The 18,037-nt window shown below is 47.1% G+C and carries 25 protein-coding genes; 9 read left to right on the top strand and 16 right to left on the bottom strand.

All coding sequences use genetic code 11. The annotated features are described in order from the left end of the window. Window positions 1-15 precede the first annotated feature (15 nt). The 7 genes from OEV79_00125 to OEV79_00095 form a co-directional block, all read right to left on the bottom strand. The gene (locus OEV79_00125; protein MDH4209844.1) at window positions 16-432 is read right to left on the bottom strand and encodes a secondary thiamine-phosphate synthase enzyme YjbQ; all 417 of its coding nucleotides are present in this window, start codon (window positions 430-432) and stop codon (window positions 16-18) included. A gap of 5 nt (window positions 433-437) precedes the next feature. Next, on the bottom strand, window positions 438-1,115 hold the full coding sequence (locus OEV79_00120; GenBank protein ID MDH4209843.1) for a class I SAM-dependent methyltransferase: 678 nt from the start codon (window positions 1,113-1,115) through the stop codon (window positions 438-440). Beyond that, window positions 1,112-1,732 (bottom strand): peptidylprolyl isomerase, encoded by a 621-nt coding sequence (locus tag OEV79_00115; GenBank protein ID MDH4209842.1) that lies wholly within the window; start codon window positions 1,730-1,732, stop codon window positions 1,112-1,114. The genes OEV79_00120 and OEV79_00115 overlap by 4 nt, the downstream gene beginning before the upstream one ends. Window positions 1,733-1,826: 94 nt before the next feature. Continuing rightward, complete coding sequence (locus tag OEV79_00110) at window positions 1,827-2,633, bottom strand: SMR family transporter (protein MDH4209841.1); 807 nt, start codon at window positions 2,631-2,633, stop codon at window positions 1,827-1,829. Between the two features lie 166 nt (window positions 2,634-2,799). Continuing rightward, the gene (locus OEV79_00105; protein ID MDH4209840.1) at window positions 2,800-3,300 is read right to left on the bottom strand and encodes an isoprenylcysteine carboxylmethyltransferase family protein; all 501 of its coding nucleotides are present in this window, start codon (window positions 3,298-3,300) and stop codon (window positions 2,800-2,802) included. A gap of 10 nt (window positions 3,301-3,310) precedes the next feature. Then, window positions 3,311-4,447, bottom strand: coding sequence for an aldo/keto reductase (locus OEV79_00100; protein MDH4209839.1), 1,137 nt, complete (start codon window positions 4,445-4,447; stop codon window positions 3,311-3,313). Between the two features lie 66 nt (window positions 4,448-4,513). Beyond that, complete coding sequence (locus OEV79_00095) at window positions 4,514-5,074, bottom strand: RNA 2'-phosphotransferase (protein ID MDH4209838.1); 561 nt, start codon at window positions 5,072-5,074, stop codon at window positions 4,514-4,516. Window positions 5,075-5,220: 146 nt separating this feature from the next. On the opposite strand from OEV79_00095, the gene OEV79_00090 reads away from it, so the two are divergent. Both OEV79_00090 and OEV79_00085 read left to right on the top strand, forming a co-directional pair. Next, window positions 5,221-5,694, top strand: coding sequence for a pyridoxamine 5'-phosphate oxidase family protein (locus tag OEV79_00090; protein MDH4209837.1), 474 nt, complete (start codon window positions 5,221-5,223; stop codon window positions 5,692-5,694). After that, window positions 5,691-6,134 carry a MarR family transcriptional regulator gene (locus OEV79_00085; GenBank protein MDH4209836.1) on the top strand — a complete coding sequence of 148 codons (444 nt, stop codon included), beginning with the start codon at window positions 5,691-5,693 and terminating at the stop codon, window positions 6,132-6,134. The genes OEV79_00090 and OEV79_00085 overlap by 4 nt, the downstream gene beginning before the upstream one ends. A gap of 91 nt (window positions 6,135-6,225) precedes the next feature. Here the strand turns inward: OEV79_00085 and OEV79_00080 are convergent, their stop codons facing one another. After that, entirely contained in the window at window positions 6,226-6,576 is a 351-nt protein-coding gene (locus OEV79_00080; GenBank protein MDH4209835.1) for a cupin domain-containing protein, read from the bottom strand. 34 nt (window positions 6,577-6,610) lie between these two features. Beyond that, the gene (locus OEV79_00075) at window positions 6,611-7,906 is read right to left on the bottom strand and encodes a S41 family peptidase (GenBank protein MDH4209834.1); all 1,296 of its coding nucleotides are present in this window, start codon (window positions 7,904-7,906) and stop codon (window positions 6,611-6,613) included. Between the two features lie 200 nt (window positions 7,907-8,106). On the opposite strand from OEV79_00075, the gene OEV79_00070 reads away from it, so the two are divergent. Then, window positions 8,107-8,862, top strand: a complete 756-nt coding sequence (locus OEV79_00070; protein MDH4209833.1) for a protein kinase — start codon at window positions 8,107-8,109, stop codon at window positions 8,860-8,862. Between the two features lie 125 nt (window positions 8,863-8,987). Here the strand turns inward: OEV79_00070 and OEV79_00065 are convergent, their stop codons facing one another. Further along, window positions 8,988-9,191 (bottom strand): cold shock domain-containing protein, encoded by a 204-nt coding sequence (locus tag OEV79_00065; protein ID MDH4209832.1) that lies wholly within the window; start codon window positions 9,189-9,191, stop codon window positions 8,988-8,990. 272 nt (window positions 9,192-9,463) lie between these two features. Here OEV79_00065 and OEV79_00060 point away from each other — a divergent pair, with 272 nt between their 5' ends. The 4 genes from OEV79_00060 to OEV79_00045 all read left to right on the top strand — a co-directional run bounded on the left by OEV79_00060 (window position 9,464) and on the right by OEV79_00045 (window position 12,345). Beyond that, window positions 9,464-10,060 (top strand): acetate uptake transporter, encoded by a 597-nt coding sequence (locus OEV79_00060; GenBank protein ID MDH4209831.1) that lies wholly within the window; start codon window positions 9,464-9,466, stop codon window positions 10,058-10,060. Between the two features lie 103 nt (window positions 10,061-10,163). After that, window positions 10,164-11,075, top strand: a complete 912-nt coding sequence (locus tag OEV79_00055) for a hypothetical protein (GenBank protein MDH4209830.1) — start codon at window positions 10,164-10,166, stop codon at window positions 11,073-11,075. A 93-nt stretch (window positions 11,076-11,168) separates the two neighbouring features. After that, the gene (locus OEV79_00050; GenBank protein MDH4209829.1) at window positions 11,169-11,915 is read left to right on the top strand and encodes a metallophosphatase family protein; all 747 of its coding nucleotides are present in this window, start codon (window positions 11,169-11,171) and stop codon (window positions 11,913-11,915) included. An 88-nt stretch (window positions 11,916-12,003) separates the two neighbouring features. Beyond that, window positions 12,004-12,345, top strand: a complete 342-nt coding sequence (locus OEV79_00045) for a cupin domain-containing protein (GenBank protein ID MDH4209828.1) — start codon at window positions 12,004-12,006, stop codon at window positions 12,343-12,345. A 17-nt stretch (window positions 12,346-12,362) separates the two neighbouring features. Here the strand turns inward: OEV79_00045 and OEV79_00040 are convergent, their stop codons facing one another. The 6 genes from OEV79_00040 to OEV79_00015 form a co-directional block, all read right to left on the bottom strand. Beyond that, window positions 12,363-13,568, bottom strand: a complete 1,206-nt coding sequence (locus OEV79_00040) for a magnesium transporter (GenBank protein MDH4209827.1) — start codon at window positions 13,566-13,568, stop codon at window positions 12,363-12,365. Then, a complete protein-coding gene (locus OEV79_00035; protein ID MDH4209826.1) occupies window positions 13,534-14,133 on the bottom strand; it encodes a hypothetical protein in 600 nt (199 codons plus the stop codon). Before OEV79_00035 ends, OEV79_00040 begins: the two co-directional genes overlap by 35 nt. Before the next feature lie 33 nt (window positions 14,134-14,166). Continuing rightward, the gene (locus tag OEV79_00030) at window positions 14,167-14,667 is read right to left on the bottom strand and encodes a GNAT family N-acetyltransferase (protein ID MDH4209825.1); all 501 of its coding nucleotides are present in this window, start codon (window positions 14,665-14,667) and stop codon (window positions 14,167-14,169) included. Next, window positions 14,664-15,488, bottom strand: a complete 825-nt coding sequence (locus OEV79_00025) for a hypothetical protein (GenBank protein ID MDH4209824.1) — start codon at window positions 15,486-15,488, stop codon at window positions 14,664-14,666. The genes OEV79_00030 and OEV79_00025 overlap by 4 nt, the downstream gene beginning before the upstream one ends. Before the next feature lie 11 nt (window positions 15,489-15,499). After that, entirely contained in the window at window positions 15,500-15,973 is a 474-nt protein-coding gene (locus OEV79_00020) for a superoxide dismutase, Ni (GenBank protein ID MDH4209823.1), read from the bottom strand. A 174-nt stretch (window positions 15,974-16,147) separates the two neighbouring features. Continuing rightward, on the bottom strand, window positions 16,148-16,309 hold the full coding sequence (locus tag OEV79_00015) for a hypothetical protein (GenBank protein ID MDH4209822.1): 162 nt from the start codon (window positions 16,307-16,309) through the stop codon (window positions 16,148-16,150). A 193-nt stretch (window positions 16,310-16,502) separates the two neighbouring features. Here OEV79_00015 and OEV79_00010 point away from each other — a divergent pair, with 193 nt between their 5' ends. Next, window positions 16,503-16,916, top strand: a complete 414-nt coding sequence (locus OEV79_00010; GenBank protein MDH4209821.1) for an MgtC/SapB family protein — start codon at window positions 16,503-16,505, stop codon at window positions 16,914-16,916. A gap of 29 nt (window positions 16,917-16,945) precedes the next feature. Continuing rightward, window positions 16,946-18,037, top strand: a 1,092-nt coding sequence (locus OEV79_00005) for a S41 family peptidase (protein ID MDH4209820.1), incomplete at its 3' end; no start/stop codon positions are given.

Genomic DNA, 18,037 nt, shown 5'->3' with positions numbered 1-18,037 from the left:
AAACCACAGGAAATACTACTCGCCGATTATCTTTACCAGAACTCTCTTCTTACGACGGCCATCAAATTCACCGTAGAAAACCTGTTCCCACGGACCGAAATCCAACTTGCCGTCGGTTACGGCAATAACGACACCGCGACCCATGAATTGCCTTTTGATATGAGCATCGGCGTTTGACTCGCCGGTCAGGTTATGACGGTATCTTTTGGGGTCGTGCGGGATATTTTGCTCCAACCATTTCAAAAAGTCATCGTGCAGCCCCGCTTCATCGTCATTGATGAATACGCTTGCGGTTATGTGCATCGCGTTCACGAGACAAAACCCATCGCTTATTCCACTTTCCCGCAAGGCCAACTCGACCTCTGGCGTAATGTTGAGCAGTTCCACGCGCTTCCTTGTGTTGAACCATAATTCTTTTCTGTAGTTCTTCATATCCACTACTCCCCGGTTTTCTGACACAAATAAAACACGGAACCCTGATACTCGGGATTAGTCTTGAACTCATCGATCTCCTTTTGGATCTTTTTCAGCAATGGAAGAACGTCTGTGTCCTTCTTGCATCCGTGAAGGAGTCCGTCAAGATGCCGCTCCAGAGGGCCATAGTATCCATTCCACCAAGCATCTTTAGGAACGAAAAAGTTTTTCAGCAAACAGTAGCCGTATTTCGGAATCATACGGACCCGTTCTTCGATATCAATCATTCTTGCGTGCACTACGAGAAACCCATCCGCGCGAATGAAATTGCGCCACCGCGCTAAGCCCTGTTCAAAACCGATCACGAATATCGAACCTTCACTCCAAATGATATCAAAACTATTTGCCGCAAACTTCATGTCACACATCGAACATTTAACTACCGATACACGATAGCCGAAATCCACCTGCTCAACACTACTCTTTAAACGGTCCAACGCCGTCTGGTCAATATCGACACCGACAACCCGGCCGTTGCTTAACCGTGCGAGTTCGAGTGTCACGACTCCGGTTCCGCAACCAACATCTATAATATTTGGCCCATCTAATTCTGGCAGCATTCTGAATGCCTTTCGCGTGAAGGGTAGCAAATTAGCCCTTAAATAATCGCGGTCAACTAAGGACGCCTCATCAGTACTCATAAGGAGTCTGCTTGCATTTCACGCTTCTTCACGCGCCTGACTTCGGTAATTCTTATTGGCGTTTTCAGCATCTGTCCATCGGCCTCTCCCACATGTATTTGGCGGACAACATCCATGCCTTCCACGACGCTGCCGAATGCCGCAAAACCCCCTCCGTCCGGATTTCGCTTGCCATTGAAATTCAATTCGGGCTGGTCGCCGATGCAAATGAAGAATTCTGAACTTGCCGTACCAGGAGATGCTCGGGCCATTGAAATAACGCCGTCCTCGTGCAATACGCCGGTTTTTTTCGTGCTTTCATGGTCAATCGTAGGTAACCTTAAATCACTCTCGACAAAACCTATGCCTCCCTGCACAACCTCGATCTTCACTGCATCATGGGGTTGATTATCCAACCTTACTACCCGGTAAAAAAAAGCATCACTAAAGCGGTTTTCATCAACATAACGCATGAAATTCTTTGCCGTCAATGGCGCTTTGTCTGAATATATTTCAACGACGATATCCCCTAATTCGGTCCGCATCAGAACATACGGATTGACCCGAATACGGGCCTGGCAAGCCAGGAACCCCACGGCAACAAGCAAAAAAGCCCTGCACCATCTATTGTTCTTCATTATTCTACCTTCCTTTACTCTCCAAGGTATTGTTCATTAGACGACTCATTCGCCCATTATCAACAAAGTGCAGACACCAGGCCACACGCGCATACTACGCTATCCTGACCAATACCAGCCCAGCGACAACCATTAAAATACCGATCAATTTCCTGGTCGACAGCGATTCATGCAAGTACACTACGCCAAGGAGTGACCCCAGCACTACTGAAAGTTCTCTCACGGCAACCACATAACTAACCTGCGCCGTGCGGAAGACAGAAAGAATCAACAGATAACCTGCCGTGGCGCCCAGCCCAATGATAATCCCGTATCTTTTGTGCTCCTTCCAAGCGGCGGAAAGTTCACGTCTTCTAGCAATCAGCATATAGGGTGTAAGCAGGATCATGCTCAGTAGAAACAGCCAAAAAATGTAGATGACCGGACTGACCAAAGCCATAGCTGATTTATCAACGATCGAGTACCCGATCATTGTGAATCCGACCAGAACAGCGAACCACAAACCCTTTCTGCTCTCAACGCCTCTTCCAACACTGGCTCCGATTACAAATATCCCGAACCCGGTGCTGATGATACCACAGAGTCCCAAGAAAGATACGCTCTCATTAAGCGCGGCGATTGCGACGATCGCTGTGCCAATGACACCAAAACCACGGGCCACAGGATACACCACGGAGATATTGCCGTATTTGTATGCCTGCGATAGCGCAAAGAAATAAAGGGCGTGAATGGCGCCCGTCGCAATGACAAAAGGATATGCAGATGGGCTCAACGGAGCTGACTCCCAGAGGAGAAGCACAAACGGCAGCAAGAGGACGCACATTGCTGAAATGCCGATGTACAGAACGCTCAAGTTTCCTGACACTCTCTTGGTCAGAAAATTCCAGCTGGCATGCAGCACAGCTGACAGTACTACAAGCAAAAAGGCAAAACCAATCATATCTATGTCACAACACGATCGACACGGTACCGCACAATGGAGAAGATAAAGAGCCTATATCTAAAATCAAGACGCAAAAAACAATACGGTATTCGGGACTGCCCCGGTATTATTAGCATGGAATGGCTCAAATCCGCGGTATCCACATGGGCACGGACTTCATGTATTCCTCATATTCTTTACCGAATTTATTGAGCAGCAATCGCTCCTCGTGCTTGGAAATGTAGTGATAGAATATCATGATAACCACACAGACCACCGCCGAGAAGATCGAAAGAGTGAAGACCACCATTCCAAGGTAGAAAAGAATACAACCTAGGTATACCGGATGCCGGACCCGGCCGAACACGCCAGAAGTGATGACCGCAGGCTCTTTACGTTCCTCACCAAAAACGATACGCATACCTTCTTTGGCAAAGTAAGCTGCCGCGCCAATAAAAATCAGACCCAGCGGAATTCTAATGAATAACGAAACGAAACGCGCAGGAAATACTGAAGTACGGAGTATGAAGGAATCCAATACCCACACGATCAGGAAGACGATGAGTAAAATGAGTTGACCCGTATCTCCGAATGGATGTTCACCCGCCAGATCATCTCGGTTCTCATGGCCTCTCTGTTCTTTCATCCATCACCTCCTATTTGAGCAGCTCATGTGCTTCCTTGAGCATTTCAGTGATCGGGATTTTCTGCGGACATTTCTCCTCGCATTCCCCGCACTCGTTACACTGATCACCCTTGTTCTCTGGTTTGATGAATACCTTATAAGCCCAGCTTGACTCCTCTACTGCGTCGTACATGCACGCATCATTGTACAGGTCTAAAATAAAGGATATTGGAATCTTCTGTTTACAGGGCTGACAATAACCACATTGACTGCAGCTCACCTTCGTCCTCGAATGGTAGAATTTTTTCGCCCGGTCATAAAGTTCTAGCTCATCCGCACTGAGACTGTTCACATGGTCCTCGGACGCAAAACGCACGTTCGCTTTCACCTGCTCCAATGTGCTCATACCGCTCAACATACAACTCACTTCGGGTCGGTTCAAAACCCACCGCATGGCAAACTCGGCAGGTGTCTGCGGCCTATTTGAATTTTGAATGATGCTCATGACTTCGAGCGGAATATTGTTCGCCAGTTTACCACCACGCAGAGGCTCCATGATCATAACAGCAAGGCCCTTAGCGTAGGCATACTCCAAACCTTCAAGCCCTGCCTGATATTGGTCATCGACATAGTTGAGCTGGATCAGGCAGAACGTCCACGAATACGCATCAACGATCTCCTTGAAGAGCGGCAAATCACCATGGTATGAGAAACCAGCATACCCTATCTTGCCAGCATCAAGCATTCTATCCAGAAACTCCAAAATACCATATTCATTAACTGTTTTCCAGCCGTTCTTACCGAGGGAATGCAGCAAATACATATCTATATGGTCGACCTGCAGCCGCTGCAATTGTTCATTGAAATATTTCTGTGAGTCGGTTCTCGATTTTACCAACCACACTGGCAGTTTTGTCCCCAAATGTATTTTTTCACGGTACCCATGCTTGAGTGCTTTGCCTAAGAAAATCTCACTCGTCTGACGGTGGTAAGGATACGCGTTATCTATGTAATTGATACCGTTATCGATCGCATAGTGTATCATCCGGGCGGCTCTGACCTCATCGATCTTCGTCGGATCGTACTTATCAGTCAGCGGAAATCTCATGGCACCGAAGCCCAATTGTGATAGCTCGATGCCCGTCTTGCCGAACTTGCGGTATATCATATCTTCTATTCTAGGTGCAAGGGGATAGTTGTCAATGAAGGACAGGGCTCAAGCTTTGTTTCAGCCTCATTTCAGCTTTTTTGAGCCTTCTATTTCAATATACTCCTTCGGCACTTCTTTTGTCAACCAGATACCGCTTTCGGTTTTGAAGAATTCATATCCACTTTCATGCATCGATTTTGCCTTGACAATGATCACTACCGGTTCTCCGTGCCTGCTTCCTACCTGTATAGCCGTCTTCATATCCTCAACAAGATGAACGTACTGCCTCGCTCCCGGACCGATCCCTTCGCTGTCAATTGACCCGACATACTCCTTCGCCGTGCCGTGATAGAGAAATTCCGGTGGCTCGACGGGTTCATGAACCGGCAACACAGGTATTGAGTGTCCGTAATTTGCGCGGATTTTTGAACCATCAGAATTGAAGCTGAATCTCTTTTTCTCCCCGCCGTCTACAACTTGCCGCAGGATCGGCCTGTCGAGCACAACACCGGCATCAAAGGATTTTCTTATCAATTCCCCCACATCACCCCATCCCTCACTATCCAATTCCAGCCCAATTGTCTCGGGCTTGTGTCTGAGCACAAGGCTCAGGAATTTGCTGATTCTTATGTGTTTGTTCTCCACGTTCTTCGCCCTGCTTAGTCTAACTTATAATGATACATATCCTCGCAGTTTTGTCAAATGTCAGATACTCCGATATGCCAAAAGAAGTACTTGACATTATTACTATATCGAACTATACTATATAGAATTAAACAGAAGGAGAAAACATGGATGAAAAAGAGATAAAACGTGCGAGTATCGAACTGCTCGAATCTGCGGATGCCGCGTACGTCACGACAATAGATAAAGAGGGATATCCGCAGACAAGGTGCATGTTCAATCTACGCAACAAGACGAAATTCCCGAAGCTGGTCCATATGTTCAAGGATCACAGAGACGATTTAATGATCCTTTTTTCTACCAACACTTCCTCGGAGAAAATTGCACAGATAAAGGACAACTCCGCGGTCTGTGTATATTACTGCGCGCCAAATGACTTCCATGGTCTCATGCTCGCGGGGAACATCGAGATCCTTGACGATCCCCACCTCAGGGAAGCACTTTGGCAAGAGGGATGGAAGCGCTATTATCCCGAAGGCCCGCACGACCCGGATCACACCGTCCTGCGGTTGTACCCAAAGAAAACTAAGGGTTGGTATAAGGGCCAGGCCTTTGGCTTCAAAATATTGGAGACAACATGAAAAGACAGCGCCATGGCGGTTTTCTCATTGCCAAGATACATCAACTTGCAGGCCGGATATTCAGTCGCAAACTGAGAGACAACGGCATAGAATTAAACCCTGCCCAGGGGAGAATCATGTTCGCGCTCTGGCACACGAGCAGGATCCCGATCAACGAACTGGCAAGAAGAACCTCGCTCGGCAAATCGACCCTGACAAGCATGCTTGACCGGCTCGAATCATCGGGCTACGTGTCCCGCATCCAGTGCCGTGACGACCGCCGCATAATATTGATAGAGCGAACAGAGAAAGATAAGACTTTTGAAAAAAAATATACGGAAGTATCTCAAGACATGACTCGGCTATTCTACGTGGGATTCTCGAAACAAGAGATCGGGCAATTTGAGGACGACCTCCAAAGGATCTTTGACAATCTTCTCGCAAATGAAAAGGATATTTGAACAGCAGAAATTTTCACGGTGAGGGGCATTCCAAATGGATGACGAGTATAATGAAAATAATTCTTTGTCTACACCGTTTCAACCAGAATACTCAGCTCTTCCTTTTAAGCCAGAAGTCGAACGACCGGCCCGGCACAAAGATATCTATGCCGATCGACTCCTCATCGATAGCATTCGCGACCGCGTGCGGTTCGTTAGGCTCAAAATGAGCAGCATCGCCTGGTTCGAGCATGGCTTCCTCGCCATCTCCGCTCCTGACCATCATCCTGCCCTTTATGACAACACATACTTGCTCTTGAGGATGGTCGTGTAGCGGCGATGAGTGTTTGCCTGGCTTAACGAAATATTCTATCGATACATTATTCTGGCAGCATACGCTTGCGCGAAGCCAACCTTTTTCCGGTTCGTACTTTTTTGCTTCCTTCAGATGTATGATATGCATTGATTGACCCCCATTTATCGATTAAAGATCCACCTCATTCTACTTCCCGCTTATATTCACTGCTATTGCCGTCACTATACAAAGCAACAATCCCGCTGACGATATCTTTTTCTTTCTTGAACCTGATCCTAATATTGCTCTGGTCATCAACTAGAAAAAGAGTCTGGCTCATCGGTGTCATTCTGTATCTCATACGATCACCGCGACGGTAGAACAAGGACCCGTTCTCATAAATGATATACAATGAACTATACTTACCCGCATACGATTGCATCACATAAGGCTCAACAACCACTGGATTGAGTCTTGCACTGAATCCATCAAGATGCCACTGATAGAAAGCCTTTTCTCTATTGTCCAGCACCGTATCGCGAAGTTGCCTAATAATATTCGAATACGCAACATTGAACGCTTCATCTGCAGGTACTTCAACATCCGGCTCGACACCCACTCCTTCCCAGTTGCTCTGCGTGACCGGGTGAATAGAAGCGCATTCCGGTATTATCAGTATGAGATCGTCGTCAAGAACCTGTGAGCTGATCGGATGAGCTCCACCACGTGTCCGCTCACCGACGATCGTACTTCTCTTGAGGTATTTGAGATTATAGCAGAACTCTTCGGCCGCCGAGAAGGTCGACCTGGATGTAAGGATATACAAAGGAACATCAGCCAGTATCCTTCCCGGCACGTAGGGCAATGTCCAGCTTTGGTAATACCGGTCATCAGGACGGGAATACACTGAATTAAGGTGCACACACTCTTCATTATCAAGGAAATAGCTGCACAACAAGGAAACCATATCGCCCCAGCCACCGCCATTGCTTCGCAGGTCTATAATCACTGCTCTGCAATTTGACAGGTAATTCATCGCCGCCACCGCCGTTTCCCCGGCGTATTTAGGGTGAAAAAAGATCCTCAGATCAAGATAACCAACGTTCCCGTCCAGGATTTCCATTCGCCTGAAGCCAAAATTACCCATTCTCTCTTCATTAACCATTTCCTCAGTGAGGTATGCATCTTCAGGACCCTCTTCTCTTATTTGCATCACCCATTCAGGATCGTATATTACCCCAAGATGTTTATCGCTGCTCCACTCTGTGAGATCAGCGTCCAACTGGGCGGCGAATTCTTCGGCCGACGATACTTCCCTATATTCCCCTTGGCTGTGACTAGCACTAAGTTGTGCGCTGACTGTTTTCCCCATATCAGGATCTATATAATTACTTTCCAGAAGGGAGCAGACAGTCTCAATGATCTTGACCTTTTCTTTTTCAGATATTTGCTTGCCGGATGTCAACGTGGGCATTACCATATAAAATAAGACCAACATAGCAATGAAGCTCCAATTGGATAAACCTTTCCTTTTACTCAACATGTCCATGACGGCTCCTTTCATGAGATAACATACGATTGATTCGTGTTTAACTACCAGTATAGACAAAACGCCCTCCAAGTCAACGCTGGGTCCAGAAAGAGCACCCGCTAGGTTCATAAAGAAATATTGACATTTCGGACACACGCAATATAGTAGTGAGGGATAAAGTAAATAGCATGAAAACGGGAAGACAAATCGAAAGTTTTAACCTTATACCCGGGCGTATCATCGCCGGCAAGTATGAGGTTCTCGCTTCGCTGGGTAGTGGATGGGAAGGCGAAGTATACCGCGTCAGGGAAAGAAATACGGGGGTCGAAAGGGCGGCAAAGGTATTCTTCCCCCAGAGAAACAGGCATGATCGGGCCACGAAGTTCTACGCAAGAAAACTCCACAGGCTCCGTCACTGCTCCATCCTGATACAATATCACACGCAAGAAAGAATAAATCTTTACAGAGAACCAACGACCGTGATGATATCAGACTACGTCGAAGGCGAATTGCTGAGCGATTTCGTGGCACGCCAACCAGGGAAGCGACTCACCCCATTCGAAGGACTTCACCTGCTGCATGCCCTCGCCGCCGGGGTCGAACAAATACACAGAGCCCGTGAATATCACGGCGACCTTCACGATGATAACATCATCATCAAACGCCAGGGACTTTCGTTCATCGTAAAACTAGTTGATATGTATAATTGGGGTTCACCTGATGCGGAAAATATCCGCGACGACGTCTGCAATCTTATACGTATCTTCTACGACATCCTAGGCGGTGCACAGCACTACCGAAAACATCCACAGGAGATAAAAGGAATATGCTGCGGCTTGAAGAGATCACTGATCATCCATAAATTCCGAACCGCCGGCCACCTCCGCCAATATCTCGAGAACATGTCGTGGCACAAGGATTGATCTAAGCGCCGTCCTGTAGTATTCTTCACAAAGATACCAATTCTTACGGGTTGAATGCTCAGCCACATTTGTTTGTCGTAAAAAATAAAGCCCCCTTCCGGGGGCTTTATTCAGGTTATTGTGTGTTATGCAAGTTCGACTTTTGTTGCTTTGTCCCCTTTGGGGGATTGGGTAATCTCAAACTTAACTCTCTCGCCTTCTCTAAGGGACCGGTAACCTTCACCCGCAATGTCAGCGTAGTGCACAAATACATCACCGGTACCGTCTTCTTTCTCGATGAATCCGTACCCTTTCCTGCTATCGAACCATTTCACCTTTCCATACACCATTTTTTCTCCTTTCAAGTCCACATTTATTGAGGGTTGCGAATATGAGTATTCTGCGGTACCTCCAACAAATCATGCGACTCAAAGCAATTATACTAATATAATAAAACTTGTCAATATGAAATTTATCGATTTTCCACCACAGATTATTGACAAGCAAAACACCATGAATATACTCAAAAAGTGGCCACTGCACTCTCCGTGTGGTATAAATCCGTTCTATCCTATTTTGAGATCAGCTGGTTGAATAAAGGAATAACTGAAAAGGAGCAGAAATGACTCACCCGTCAAATGAATCGGTCACAACGATAAGGGATACGATGGCCAATCCAGCCCCGCTGGGCCTGCTTGGTTTTGGCATGACAACTGTGCTTCTCAACCTGCACAATGCCGGGTTATACGGCCTTGACAGCATGATCCTGGCAATGGGTATCTTTTATGGAGGGCTTGCCCAAATATTCGCCGGTGTAATGGAATGGAAAAAAGGAAACACCTTCGGGACCACAGCATTCACTTCTTATGGTCTCTTCTGGCTCTCACTCGTAGCTCTCGTGTTGTTTCCGAGAATCGGGATGATTAGTGCACCATTGCCAGCCGCGATGGCAGCATACCTGATCATGTGGGGCATTTTCACAGCAGTGATGTTCATAGGAACATTGAAGATAAACCGCGCCCTTCAATTCGTATTTTTCTCCCTGGCAACGCTCTTTTTCCTTCTCGCACTAAGCGAAATATTCAACAGCTCCGCATTACGGATTGTTGCCGGCTTTGAAGGAATTGTCTGCGGACTTTCCGCGATGTACACTGCTCTGGCACAGGTACTGAACGAGATCTACGACAGAGTCATTCTTCCGGTATGCCCTACTAAATAGTATGAAATGCCGCTCACGAACAAAAAAGCACCTACAGCCTGTTCTCGTGGCTTGCGCTTTCATACTGATTGCCACTACTCTTTGCCTGTACGCGGGTAAGGAAATGCCTGACAACACTAAGCTCATCTTCACCACTGTTGCCTACCCGGTAGAATGGTCAGAAGCAAACACGCTGCTACTGATCGAAAGCATACGCAATTTCGGAGGAGATCTCTCGCAATCCCCGATCTGGTGTTTCGTGCCAGACTTCGGCCCACAGCCTTCAGAACCATTCAGAAAAAGAATTACCGAATTGAATGCTGAGTTGATTTCATTCGAGATCGAACGTGAAATTGCGCGATTCTTTTTCGCGGCCGATATTCGCGCAGCAGCACTCGCCGAATCATTGGCCGATGGTAAAACAGATATCCTCGCCTGGGTAAGTTCAAATACAATAATACTGCAAGAGCCCGCGGACCTTCTGCTCGCCGCTGATAAGAATCTTGGTTACCGGCCCGTCCACCATGCAAATGTTGGTTCATTGTATGACAAACCGATCGATCCGTTCTGGTCGCTGGTATACCGTTATTGTAATGTGCCTGAAGAACGCGTGTTCCCGATGAAAACACACGTCGATCAAAACATCTTGAGACCATACTTCAATGCCGGAATATTGGTGATCCGTCCGGAAGACGGCTTGTTCAAAACATGGCAGGACAAATTCTTTGAAATCTACCAGGCACCCGAACTTACTGAACTTTACGAAAGCGACGAGCGCTATCTCATCTTCATCCACCAGGCGCTCTTGTCTGGAGTCATCCTCTCGACTTTCGCGCCGAGCGAAATCCAGGAATTGCCTCGAAGCTACAATTACCCGCTGCACCTTTTCGAAGAGGATGTCACCGCGCACCGGCCATCGAGCCTTGATGAATTGATAACAGTACGCCATGAAGGGCTTCAAAAAATTACGGACTGGATAAACAAAATACCGGGCGGCGAGCAGTTCAAGCAGTGGCTTGCTGAACGGGGCAGATAAGGGTTTCGTAAAAAACTGCCCTAAGAGTCATATATCAAGAGGCGGTTCCCTTACTGTTCAATCCAGCATGAACACCAAGGACAGAGTGTATTCATGAGAAGATATGCCATAATTTCTGATATACACGGAAACAGCTTGGCACTCGCTTCGGTTCTCAAGGACATCAAGAGTCACGGCATCGAGCGGATCATCAACCTCGGGGATTCTCTTTACGGCCCACTCGAGCCTGTAAGCACTGCTGAAATGCTCATGCAAAGAGACATTCTTTCCGTTTTCGGCAATGAAGATAAACTAATATTGACCCCCGGCGATGCTGAACCATCGCCTACCCTGTGTCATGTCCGGAGAAATCTCGAACCAAAGCATATCGAATGGCTGCGTGAAATCCCGGCAACACGAATTGTCGATGACGATCTGTTCGCCTGCCATGCCACGCCTCAATCGGATACATGCTATTTTTTCTGGGATGTCTGTAGCGACGGTGCTGTATCAAGAAGCAGGGAGGACATGTGCCGGATGGCTAAGAACATAGGGTGCCCGGTGATACTATGCGGGCACGATCATGTCCCACAGTCGGTCAACCTGCAAAAAGACATACTCGTTGTCAACCCGGGGAGCGCTGGATTACCTGCCTTCAGGGATGACAACCCATATCTCCACGTGATGCAGGCTGGTTCACCACATGCGCGCTACTCTATAGTCAGTGAAGATAACGGAGAGTGGAGTGCTCAGCAGGTTATGTTGGAATACGATTGGGAAGCGGCTGCTGTCATGGCCGCGGAAAACGGACGGCTTGACTGGGCATCTTGGCTCAGAACGGGCAAAGCATCCGTAGATTGACACTCAAACATGTATAACTATAATGAAGCAGTAATATAAGAATCTATTTCAATAATACATCACGATGAGATAGTACTGAAGGAGATAAATGAATCATAATATTAACAAAACCAAACATCTGCTGTCACAGGCAATCGATCTGCAGAGCATCATTGATTATCAGAAGTACGCCATTGTGAGCAGTGAGGTGATCAACAAAAAAACCGGCACCGTAACCGTTTTCGCCTTCGACCGCGGCCAGGGATTGAGCGAACACACTGCGCCTTTTGATGCGCTTGTCTACATAATCGACGGCCATGGAGTAATAACGATATCTGGCACTGAACATTCACTGAAAGCCGGGGAAATGATAATCATGCCGGCAAACGAACCGCACGCGCTCAAGGCGGTCCAGAAGTTCAAGATGCTACTCGTGATGATAAAGTCGTAACGACAAAATCAAACTGCTCACAGAAACATACTTATCGCCAACACAAGAATGACCGTACCTATGATGTCACCCAGACTCGTCACAAATGGTATGACCGAATTTGACGGGTCAATCCTGATCTTATAAGACAGCGAGGCAGTCACGAAATCGAGAAGAAATACGATCAGAGTTATTGTCAAAATGGCAAAAAGGTTAATGAAGAAGAGTGGAATGATCGGTACAATCGGTATCCTGAAAAGGTCTGCCCCGAACTTAGTTATCACTGTCACCAGGGGAGAGATCACGAGTGCTAAAGCAATCGCTCCGATGAAGTTTTTTATCACATAGTCATTCACCCGGTAGGGCCTTAGGTAGCCGAGATGCAACCCGGACGAAAACCGTGCGCCGAAGATACCGCCGATACTGCCGGCTTTCGCAATGATCTGCGGCACCAGAATGAGAAGTCCGGGGACAAGATAGAATTTCTCGTATTGCCAATGTAGATATATCCCGGCCAGAACACCCAACATTGTACACACGAACAGAATCGGGATACTCTGTTTAAGGATATTCAGGAGTTTGTATCGAGAGGGCATTCGTCTGATGATCATTGGCACGACCGGCAAAAACAACAGGCTCCATGCTTCGTCAATCTTGAGTCGTAAAACTATATCGGCGGCGATGAATACCACGGCCACGGTTATGATATCACCAACCATACCGATGATCGGTGCCACTATATTATCTGGATCCAGGCGCCTGTTGAATGCAAAATAGGTGAGCGTTACCGTAAATGGTATGAGCACGAGTGAAGCCATCGCCGACGCGAGGATTGCGATCAGCAGTAAATTCACCAACGGGATACTCGGAAGTCCGAAGATGTGACAGACGAATCGGGCGAAAAGCCCGATAATAATTGAAACCGTCAGCGAAAGTGAAAACCCGGCGCCGATGTTACTCAAGTTGAATCTGCTAAAGGAAAATCTCCTGCCCACAAGGCCCAGATGTAGAGACGTTGATATTCTCGAGCCAAGGGCCGTGCCGATATTACCTCTGAGTCCCATTACTGCGGGCACGAGAATTATCAGCCCGGGGATAAGATCCAAACGCTCGTGCATCTTACCCAGTATCGAGCCGGCAAAGAGCTCACCAACCGATGTCAGAATGACTACCGGCGTCGCCTGCAGAAGGATATCGGTAACTATTCTTCTATTTATTCGTTTCCTTCTTCGTGCCTTTGACATAATCCTGCATCTTTCGTGCGGCAACGTCTCTTCCTTCAACTATCACAATATCGCCATTCAGCAGCTTCTTACCTCCTGGAGGGTCAAGCGTCCACTCGTTCTCGCGCCGTACTGCGATCACCCTGAATCCAGCATCCGGATCCATTTTGATGTCATCAAGCTTCTTTCCGTCAAGTTTGGATGCCTCACCAACAACGTGTCTTGTTATCCTGATATCCTTCCTCGAATATGCAATCCTGATTATCGGATGAACACCTACGTTTCTGACCGCGATCTCGATCAAGTCATCGATCCCATCTGATATTTCCTTTATCGCAACCCCGATCTGCAGTATGTTGGCGATCTGCGGGATATCTTCCTTTGCCGACCTTGATAAGCGCGCGACCATCAACGCTTCCTTCCTCAATTGATAATCCAGTTCCTTAATCTCTGTCTTCACCCTGAAAGCTTCCTGGGCCAGTTCAAGATTGTCCTCCAGCACCGCTGCATAGCCGAGATCGACGATCAACTGGCTGTATTTCCGCAGCAAAATTAGAATCTCCTTAAGGTTTTTTGTCTTGGCCATATGACCTCCTTTAATTTCAGCGATCCATACCGATCAAAGCTTCCGTACCATCGTGCGTCTAAGCGTACGGTAGCCCTCTTTTTCGTAGAACCTCAGCGGTCCGTTGTCAAATTCCCAGATATTTAATCTTACTTCCGTAGCATCCTTCTCCTTTGACCACTGTTCAACTGCCCGCAGGAGTCGTCTACCGATCTCCTTTCTTCTGCATTTCTCGCTCACCATAATACTCTGCAGATGTGTATATTTGTAGGAAACTCTATAGGGATTCGACTCATCTTCTTTCATATACACCTCGGCAAGACCAATAACCTGACCATCCAATTCCGCAACGAAGATGTTTGAGTCTTCGGCTTCTATTATATCTACCAACTTCGACCGCAAATCGTCAGTATCATATTCGTTAGGACGCTGCAAACGGTCCGGAACGCCTTTAACATGGAATTCATGAAACTCTCTGTAAAGATCGATCAACGCTGCTATATCCTCAAGCGTGGCATGTCTTACCAAATCTGTGGGGCCAACCAGATCTCTCATTTCTGGCACTCGGGACAGAAATAGCACGCACCACCAAGATACTGGATCTTCTGTATCTTTGTGCCGCACTCAGGGCAGGGACGTCCGACGGCGTTTTTATCCATCACACGTACATACTTGCCCAAATTGCCATGAAGATCGTATTCATCATAGCGGCCACCCTTTTTGATTACGTCTCGAACTATAATCATTATTACCTTATGTAGTTTCCGCCTATTGTCTTTTGTCAACTCCTCAACGGGATGCCGCGGGTGCAACCTCGCCGTAAACATGATATCTTGCGCTATCGCATTGCCCAAACCGGGGATCAATTGGTCCTGGGTCAGAAGACCTTTCACACTTTTCTTCCCGGGAAGGGTATCTATAAGTCTACAGAAGTATTCAAATGTGAATTTGTCATCTGTCGGAGTTGTTCTCATGTCCTTAACATATTTGCGGTTGCGTGCTTTGCCTATTTCGTACAGTTCATACGCCCCCCACATCTGAGTTGTTGCCGTGAATGACGATCCGTCTTCGAAAGCAAGCCACAAATGGTATCTCTTGGGTAGACCAATGCCGGGTGGATGATACAACATCTTTCCACCGCACTCACCGAACAATAACTCGTAGCCGGGCTTCAGGTCGATGAATAACCACCTACCTTCAGACCGTGCCTCGCCGACGGTCTTGTCCCTCGTCAATTTCTCAAACTCAGCATGCTTCCGGTTATACCACACAAATTTGTGAGGTGAATTCCCCAACACGCCGCGTTTTATCTTCTTACCTCTTAGAATTTTGTTCATCTGCTTAGAAAGAGTCATATATTCGGGCAATTCAAACATAGATTAAGACCTCACTTACCAAGATATATCCTCTCGAATTCCTCCAAAAGAGTACGCAAGCGCGCGATATTTGTGAAGTCAAGCGATTGTTTTGCCTTCATTGCGAATACAAGCATCTGCTGGAGCAGCACGACCTGCTTAACGTATTTCTGATAGGCATCTTTATCTTTAGCATCTGCTACTTTTACCCGCTGTGTTAGAAAGTACTGCGATACTATTTCCTGTATATGATTTGCATGTTCTTCCTTATTATTGATCCAGCGGACAATCTGGTTATAATTCTTTTCTGCTTCCTTCGATAGTTCTACGATCATTTGCATGGATTTCTCGATCGTCACGATATGCTCTTCGATCATTTCAAAACGCATTTCGTCACCGTAGATGCCGCAAGGTATCTCACAGTGCGCAAACGACACTCTTGCACATACTGCAGTCAGCATCAACAGCGCTACCCCTATGCTAAACCTATTGGAAATGTTACTCATAAGACCCCCTTTAAATTTTATGCAAATTGTAACGAAATTATGCAAGATAAAGATCTCCCTGTTGACATTATCGAATTTTTTTAAATCTCGACCCCCGAACATATTACATCCCGCTGGCCTCATGGCGTTGAAATTACTGCAGGATCGTCAACCGGAAGTCTCCTCCACATCCGGTCATGTATTACCGCGAACATAGCAAAGAGAACGAGTAATACCGTGCCGGCAGTTGTAGTGGGCAATACACCCATCAATGGGTTCATCATATTCATCGACGAGCGATACAATGAAAAATGAGCCGACCTGGTGCCTGTTGATGAACGATCTGATATTTCTCAAACTCTCCTCCTTGCCGGGTACATGGTAACATACTATATTATTCACATATATTATTATTTCAAGTCACTCCTCACATCTCTGTCTATCGTGTTCAGCGAAAACAACGAAAATGGCGCGAATAACGAACTCAACGTTTGTTATTGAGATCGTGTCGAGTTGTTGACATTGTCCCCTTGGCAGTTATTATAATCCTATGGAATGGACAACAATCATGCTACGGCTTGCCACGTCAATAGTGATAGGAGGCCTGGTCGGCCTCGAACGTGAACTCGAGCACAAACCTGCAGGTCTGCGGACGATAATCCTTGTCTGCCTGGGCTCGACGATCTTCATGCTCATCGGTTTCGAACTTGGTCTGGCCAGCTTTGAATTAGGCAGGATCGTCGCCGGCGTAGTAACGGGAATTGGTTTTCTGGGTGCCGGCGCAATCATCCGCGCGCGCGGTGAGGTGTACGGTCTAACAACGGCGGCAACGATCTGGCTCGCCAGCGGACTCGGACTGGCCGTCGGCGCAGGTTACTACATACTGGCAATTATCGCCTGTGTCTCGGTGCTCATCGTACTCAGAATTCTCGGAATCGTTGAAAGACTGATAAGCAAGAAATAAAAAAGAAATGTTAAAGAGGAGTCTGAACAATGCACAACAACAAAAAAACCAAATGCTTCTTAGCCGTTGTGTTTTTTTTTATCGCACTATTAGCCATGGGCGGAACTAAAGAAATGAAGATGGATTCCGATGCCAGGAAGGCTGTTATCGACAGTGTTAACCGCTTGATCATCGAAAAATACGTGTTGCGAGATGTTGCGCAACAATTGGCAGATTATCTGAATGAGAAATTCAAGAACGGTTCGTATGACACACTACATAGTCCCACTGAATTTGCCAATGCAGTCTGGGCTGATCTCCGCGAAAGCAGCAACGATAATCACTTTTTCATCGAATACAATCCAGAGCGGGCAAGATTGGTCACTGCTGAAAAAAGTCAATCTGCCGAAGAGGTCGAAGAAGCAAACATGGCTATGGCCGAGAAGGACCGGCTGACAAATTTTGGCTTCAAGAGAGTGGAGATCCTGAAAGGTAATGTAGGGTATCTGGATCTCGATTTCTTCTCAAACCCCGACTATGCGGGAGCAACCGCGGTTGCTTCCATGAATTTTCTCGCCAATTCAGATGCCGTCATAATTGATCTCAGGGATACGCCGGGCGGCAAACCGACTATGGTACAACTCCTTAGCAGTTACTTTGTTAGAGGTACTGAACAGGGCAGAACGCATCTTAATACTCTGGAACAGGTGTACGATGGAAAAGTCGAGCAATACTGGACTATCCCATACGTTCCGGGCAAGCGTATGTACGACACGGATCTATATATCCTGATAGATGGATACACCGGCTCGGCAGCAGAGGAATTCACACATAACATGAAAGCACTAGATCGTGCCGTGATAATCGGCGAAACAACAGTTGGTTCGGGGCATAATGTCGATATCGAGGTCATACAGAAGAGTTTTGTAATGCACCTGCCCGTGCGCAGACCGATAAATCCCATCACCGGAACGGGCTGGGAGCGCACTGGTATTGAGCCGCATATTTCGGTTCCGGGTAAACAAGCCCTCGACAAAGCGTATCTGATGGCCTTAGAGAAGATCATCGGGAAAACTCCACACGCTGATCAGAAGTTTGCCCTCAATTGGGCGATCGACGGCGCAAGAGCACGACTCGAGCCG

The organism is candidate division WOR-3 bacterium (assembly GCA_029858255.1).
Classification (GTDB): domain Bacteria; phylum Hydrothermota; class Tepidihabitantia; order SM23-42; family SM23-42; genus SM23-42.
The sequence above is the reverse complement of the archived record's forward strand: the minus strand, read 5'-3'. Positions and strand labels throughout refer to the sequence as shown.

Bases quoted from the DNA above. Each gene is read 5' to 3' on its own strand.
- OEV79_00085 (MDH4209836.1), top strand. From the start codon at position 5,691: ATGAAAAGACAGCGCCATGGCGGTTTTCTCATTGCCAAGATACATCAA.
- OEV79_00040 (MDH4209827.1), bottom strand. From the start codon at position 13,568: ATGTCAAAGGCACGAAGAAGGAAACGAATAAATAGAAGAATAGTTACC.
- OEV79_00050 (MDH4209829.1), top strand. From the start codon at position 11,169: ATGAGAAGATATGCCATAATTTCTGATATACACGGAAACAGCTTGGCA.
- OEV79_00010 (MDH4209821.1), top strand. From the start codon at position 16,503: ATGGAATGGACAACAATCATGCTACGGCTTGCCACGTCAATAGTGATA.
- OEV79_00090 (MDH4209837.1), top strand. From the start codon at position 5,221: ATGGATGAAAAAGAGATAAAACGTGCGAGTATCGAACTGCTCGAATCT.
- OEV79_00075 (MDH4209834.1), bottom strand. From the start codon at position 7,906: ATGTTGGTCTTATTTTATATGGTAATGCCCACGTTGACATCCGGCAAG.
- OEV79_00025 (MDH4209824.1), bottom strand. From the start codon at position 15,488: ATGTTTGAATTGCCCGAATATATGACTCTTTCTAAGCAGATGAACAAA.
- OEV79_00115 (MDH4209842.1), bottom strand. From the start codon at position 1,732: ATGAAGAACAATAGATGGTGCAGGGCTTTTTTGCTTGTTGCCGTGGGG.
- OEV79_00045 (MDH4209828.1), top strand. From the start codon at position 12,004: ATGAATCATAATATTAACAAAACCAAACATCTGCTGTCACAGGCAATC.
- OEV79_00065 (MDH4209832.1), bottom strand. From the start codon at position 9,191: ATGGTGTATGGAAAGGTGAAATGGTTCGATAGCAGGAAAGGGTACGGA.
- OEV79_00120 (MDH4209843.1), bottom strand. From the start codon at position 1,115: ATGAGTACTGATGAGGCGTCCTTAGTTGACCGCGATTATTTAAGGGCT.
- OEV79_00020 (MDH4209823.1), bottom strand. From the start codon at position 15,973: ATGAGTAACATTTCCAATAGGTTTAGCATAGGGGTAGCGCTGTTGATG.
- OEV79_00060 (MDH4209831.1), top strand. From the start codon at position 9,464: ATGACTCACCCGTCAAATGAATCGGTCACAACGATAAGGGATACGATG.
- OEV79_00055 (MDH4209830.1), top strand. From the start codon at position 10,164: ATGCCTGACAACACTAAGCTCATCTTCACCACTGTTGCCTACCCGGTA.
- OEV79_00125 (MDH4209844.1), bottom strand. From the start codon at position 432: ATGAAGAACTACAGAAAAGAATTATGGTTCAACACAAGGAAGCGCGTG.
- OEV79_00105 (MDH4209840.1), bottom strand. From the start codon at position 3,300: ATGAAAGAACAGAGAGGCCATGAGAACCGAGATGATCTGGCGGGTGAA.
- OEV79_00080 (MDH4209835.1), bottom strand. From the start codon at position 6,576: ATGCATATCATACATCTGAAGGAAGCAAAAAAGTACGAACCGGAAAAA.
- OEV79_00100 (MDH4209839.1), bottom strand. From the start codon at position 4,447: ATGATATACCGCAAGTTCGGCAAGACGGGCATCGAGCTATCACAATTG.
- OEV79_00035 (MDH4209826.1), bottom strand. From the start codon at position 14,133: ATGGCCAAGACAAAAAACCTTAAGGAGATTCTAATTTTGCTGCGGAAA.
- OEV79_00030 (MDH4209825.1), bottom strand. From the start codon at position 14,667: ATGAGAGATCTGGTTGGCCCCACAGATTTGGTAAGACATGCCACGCTT.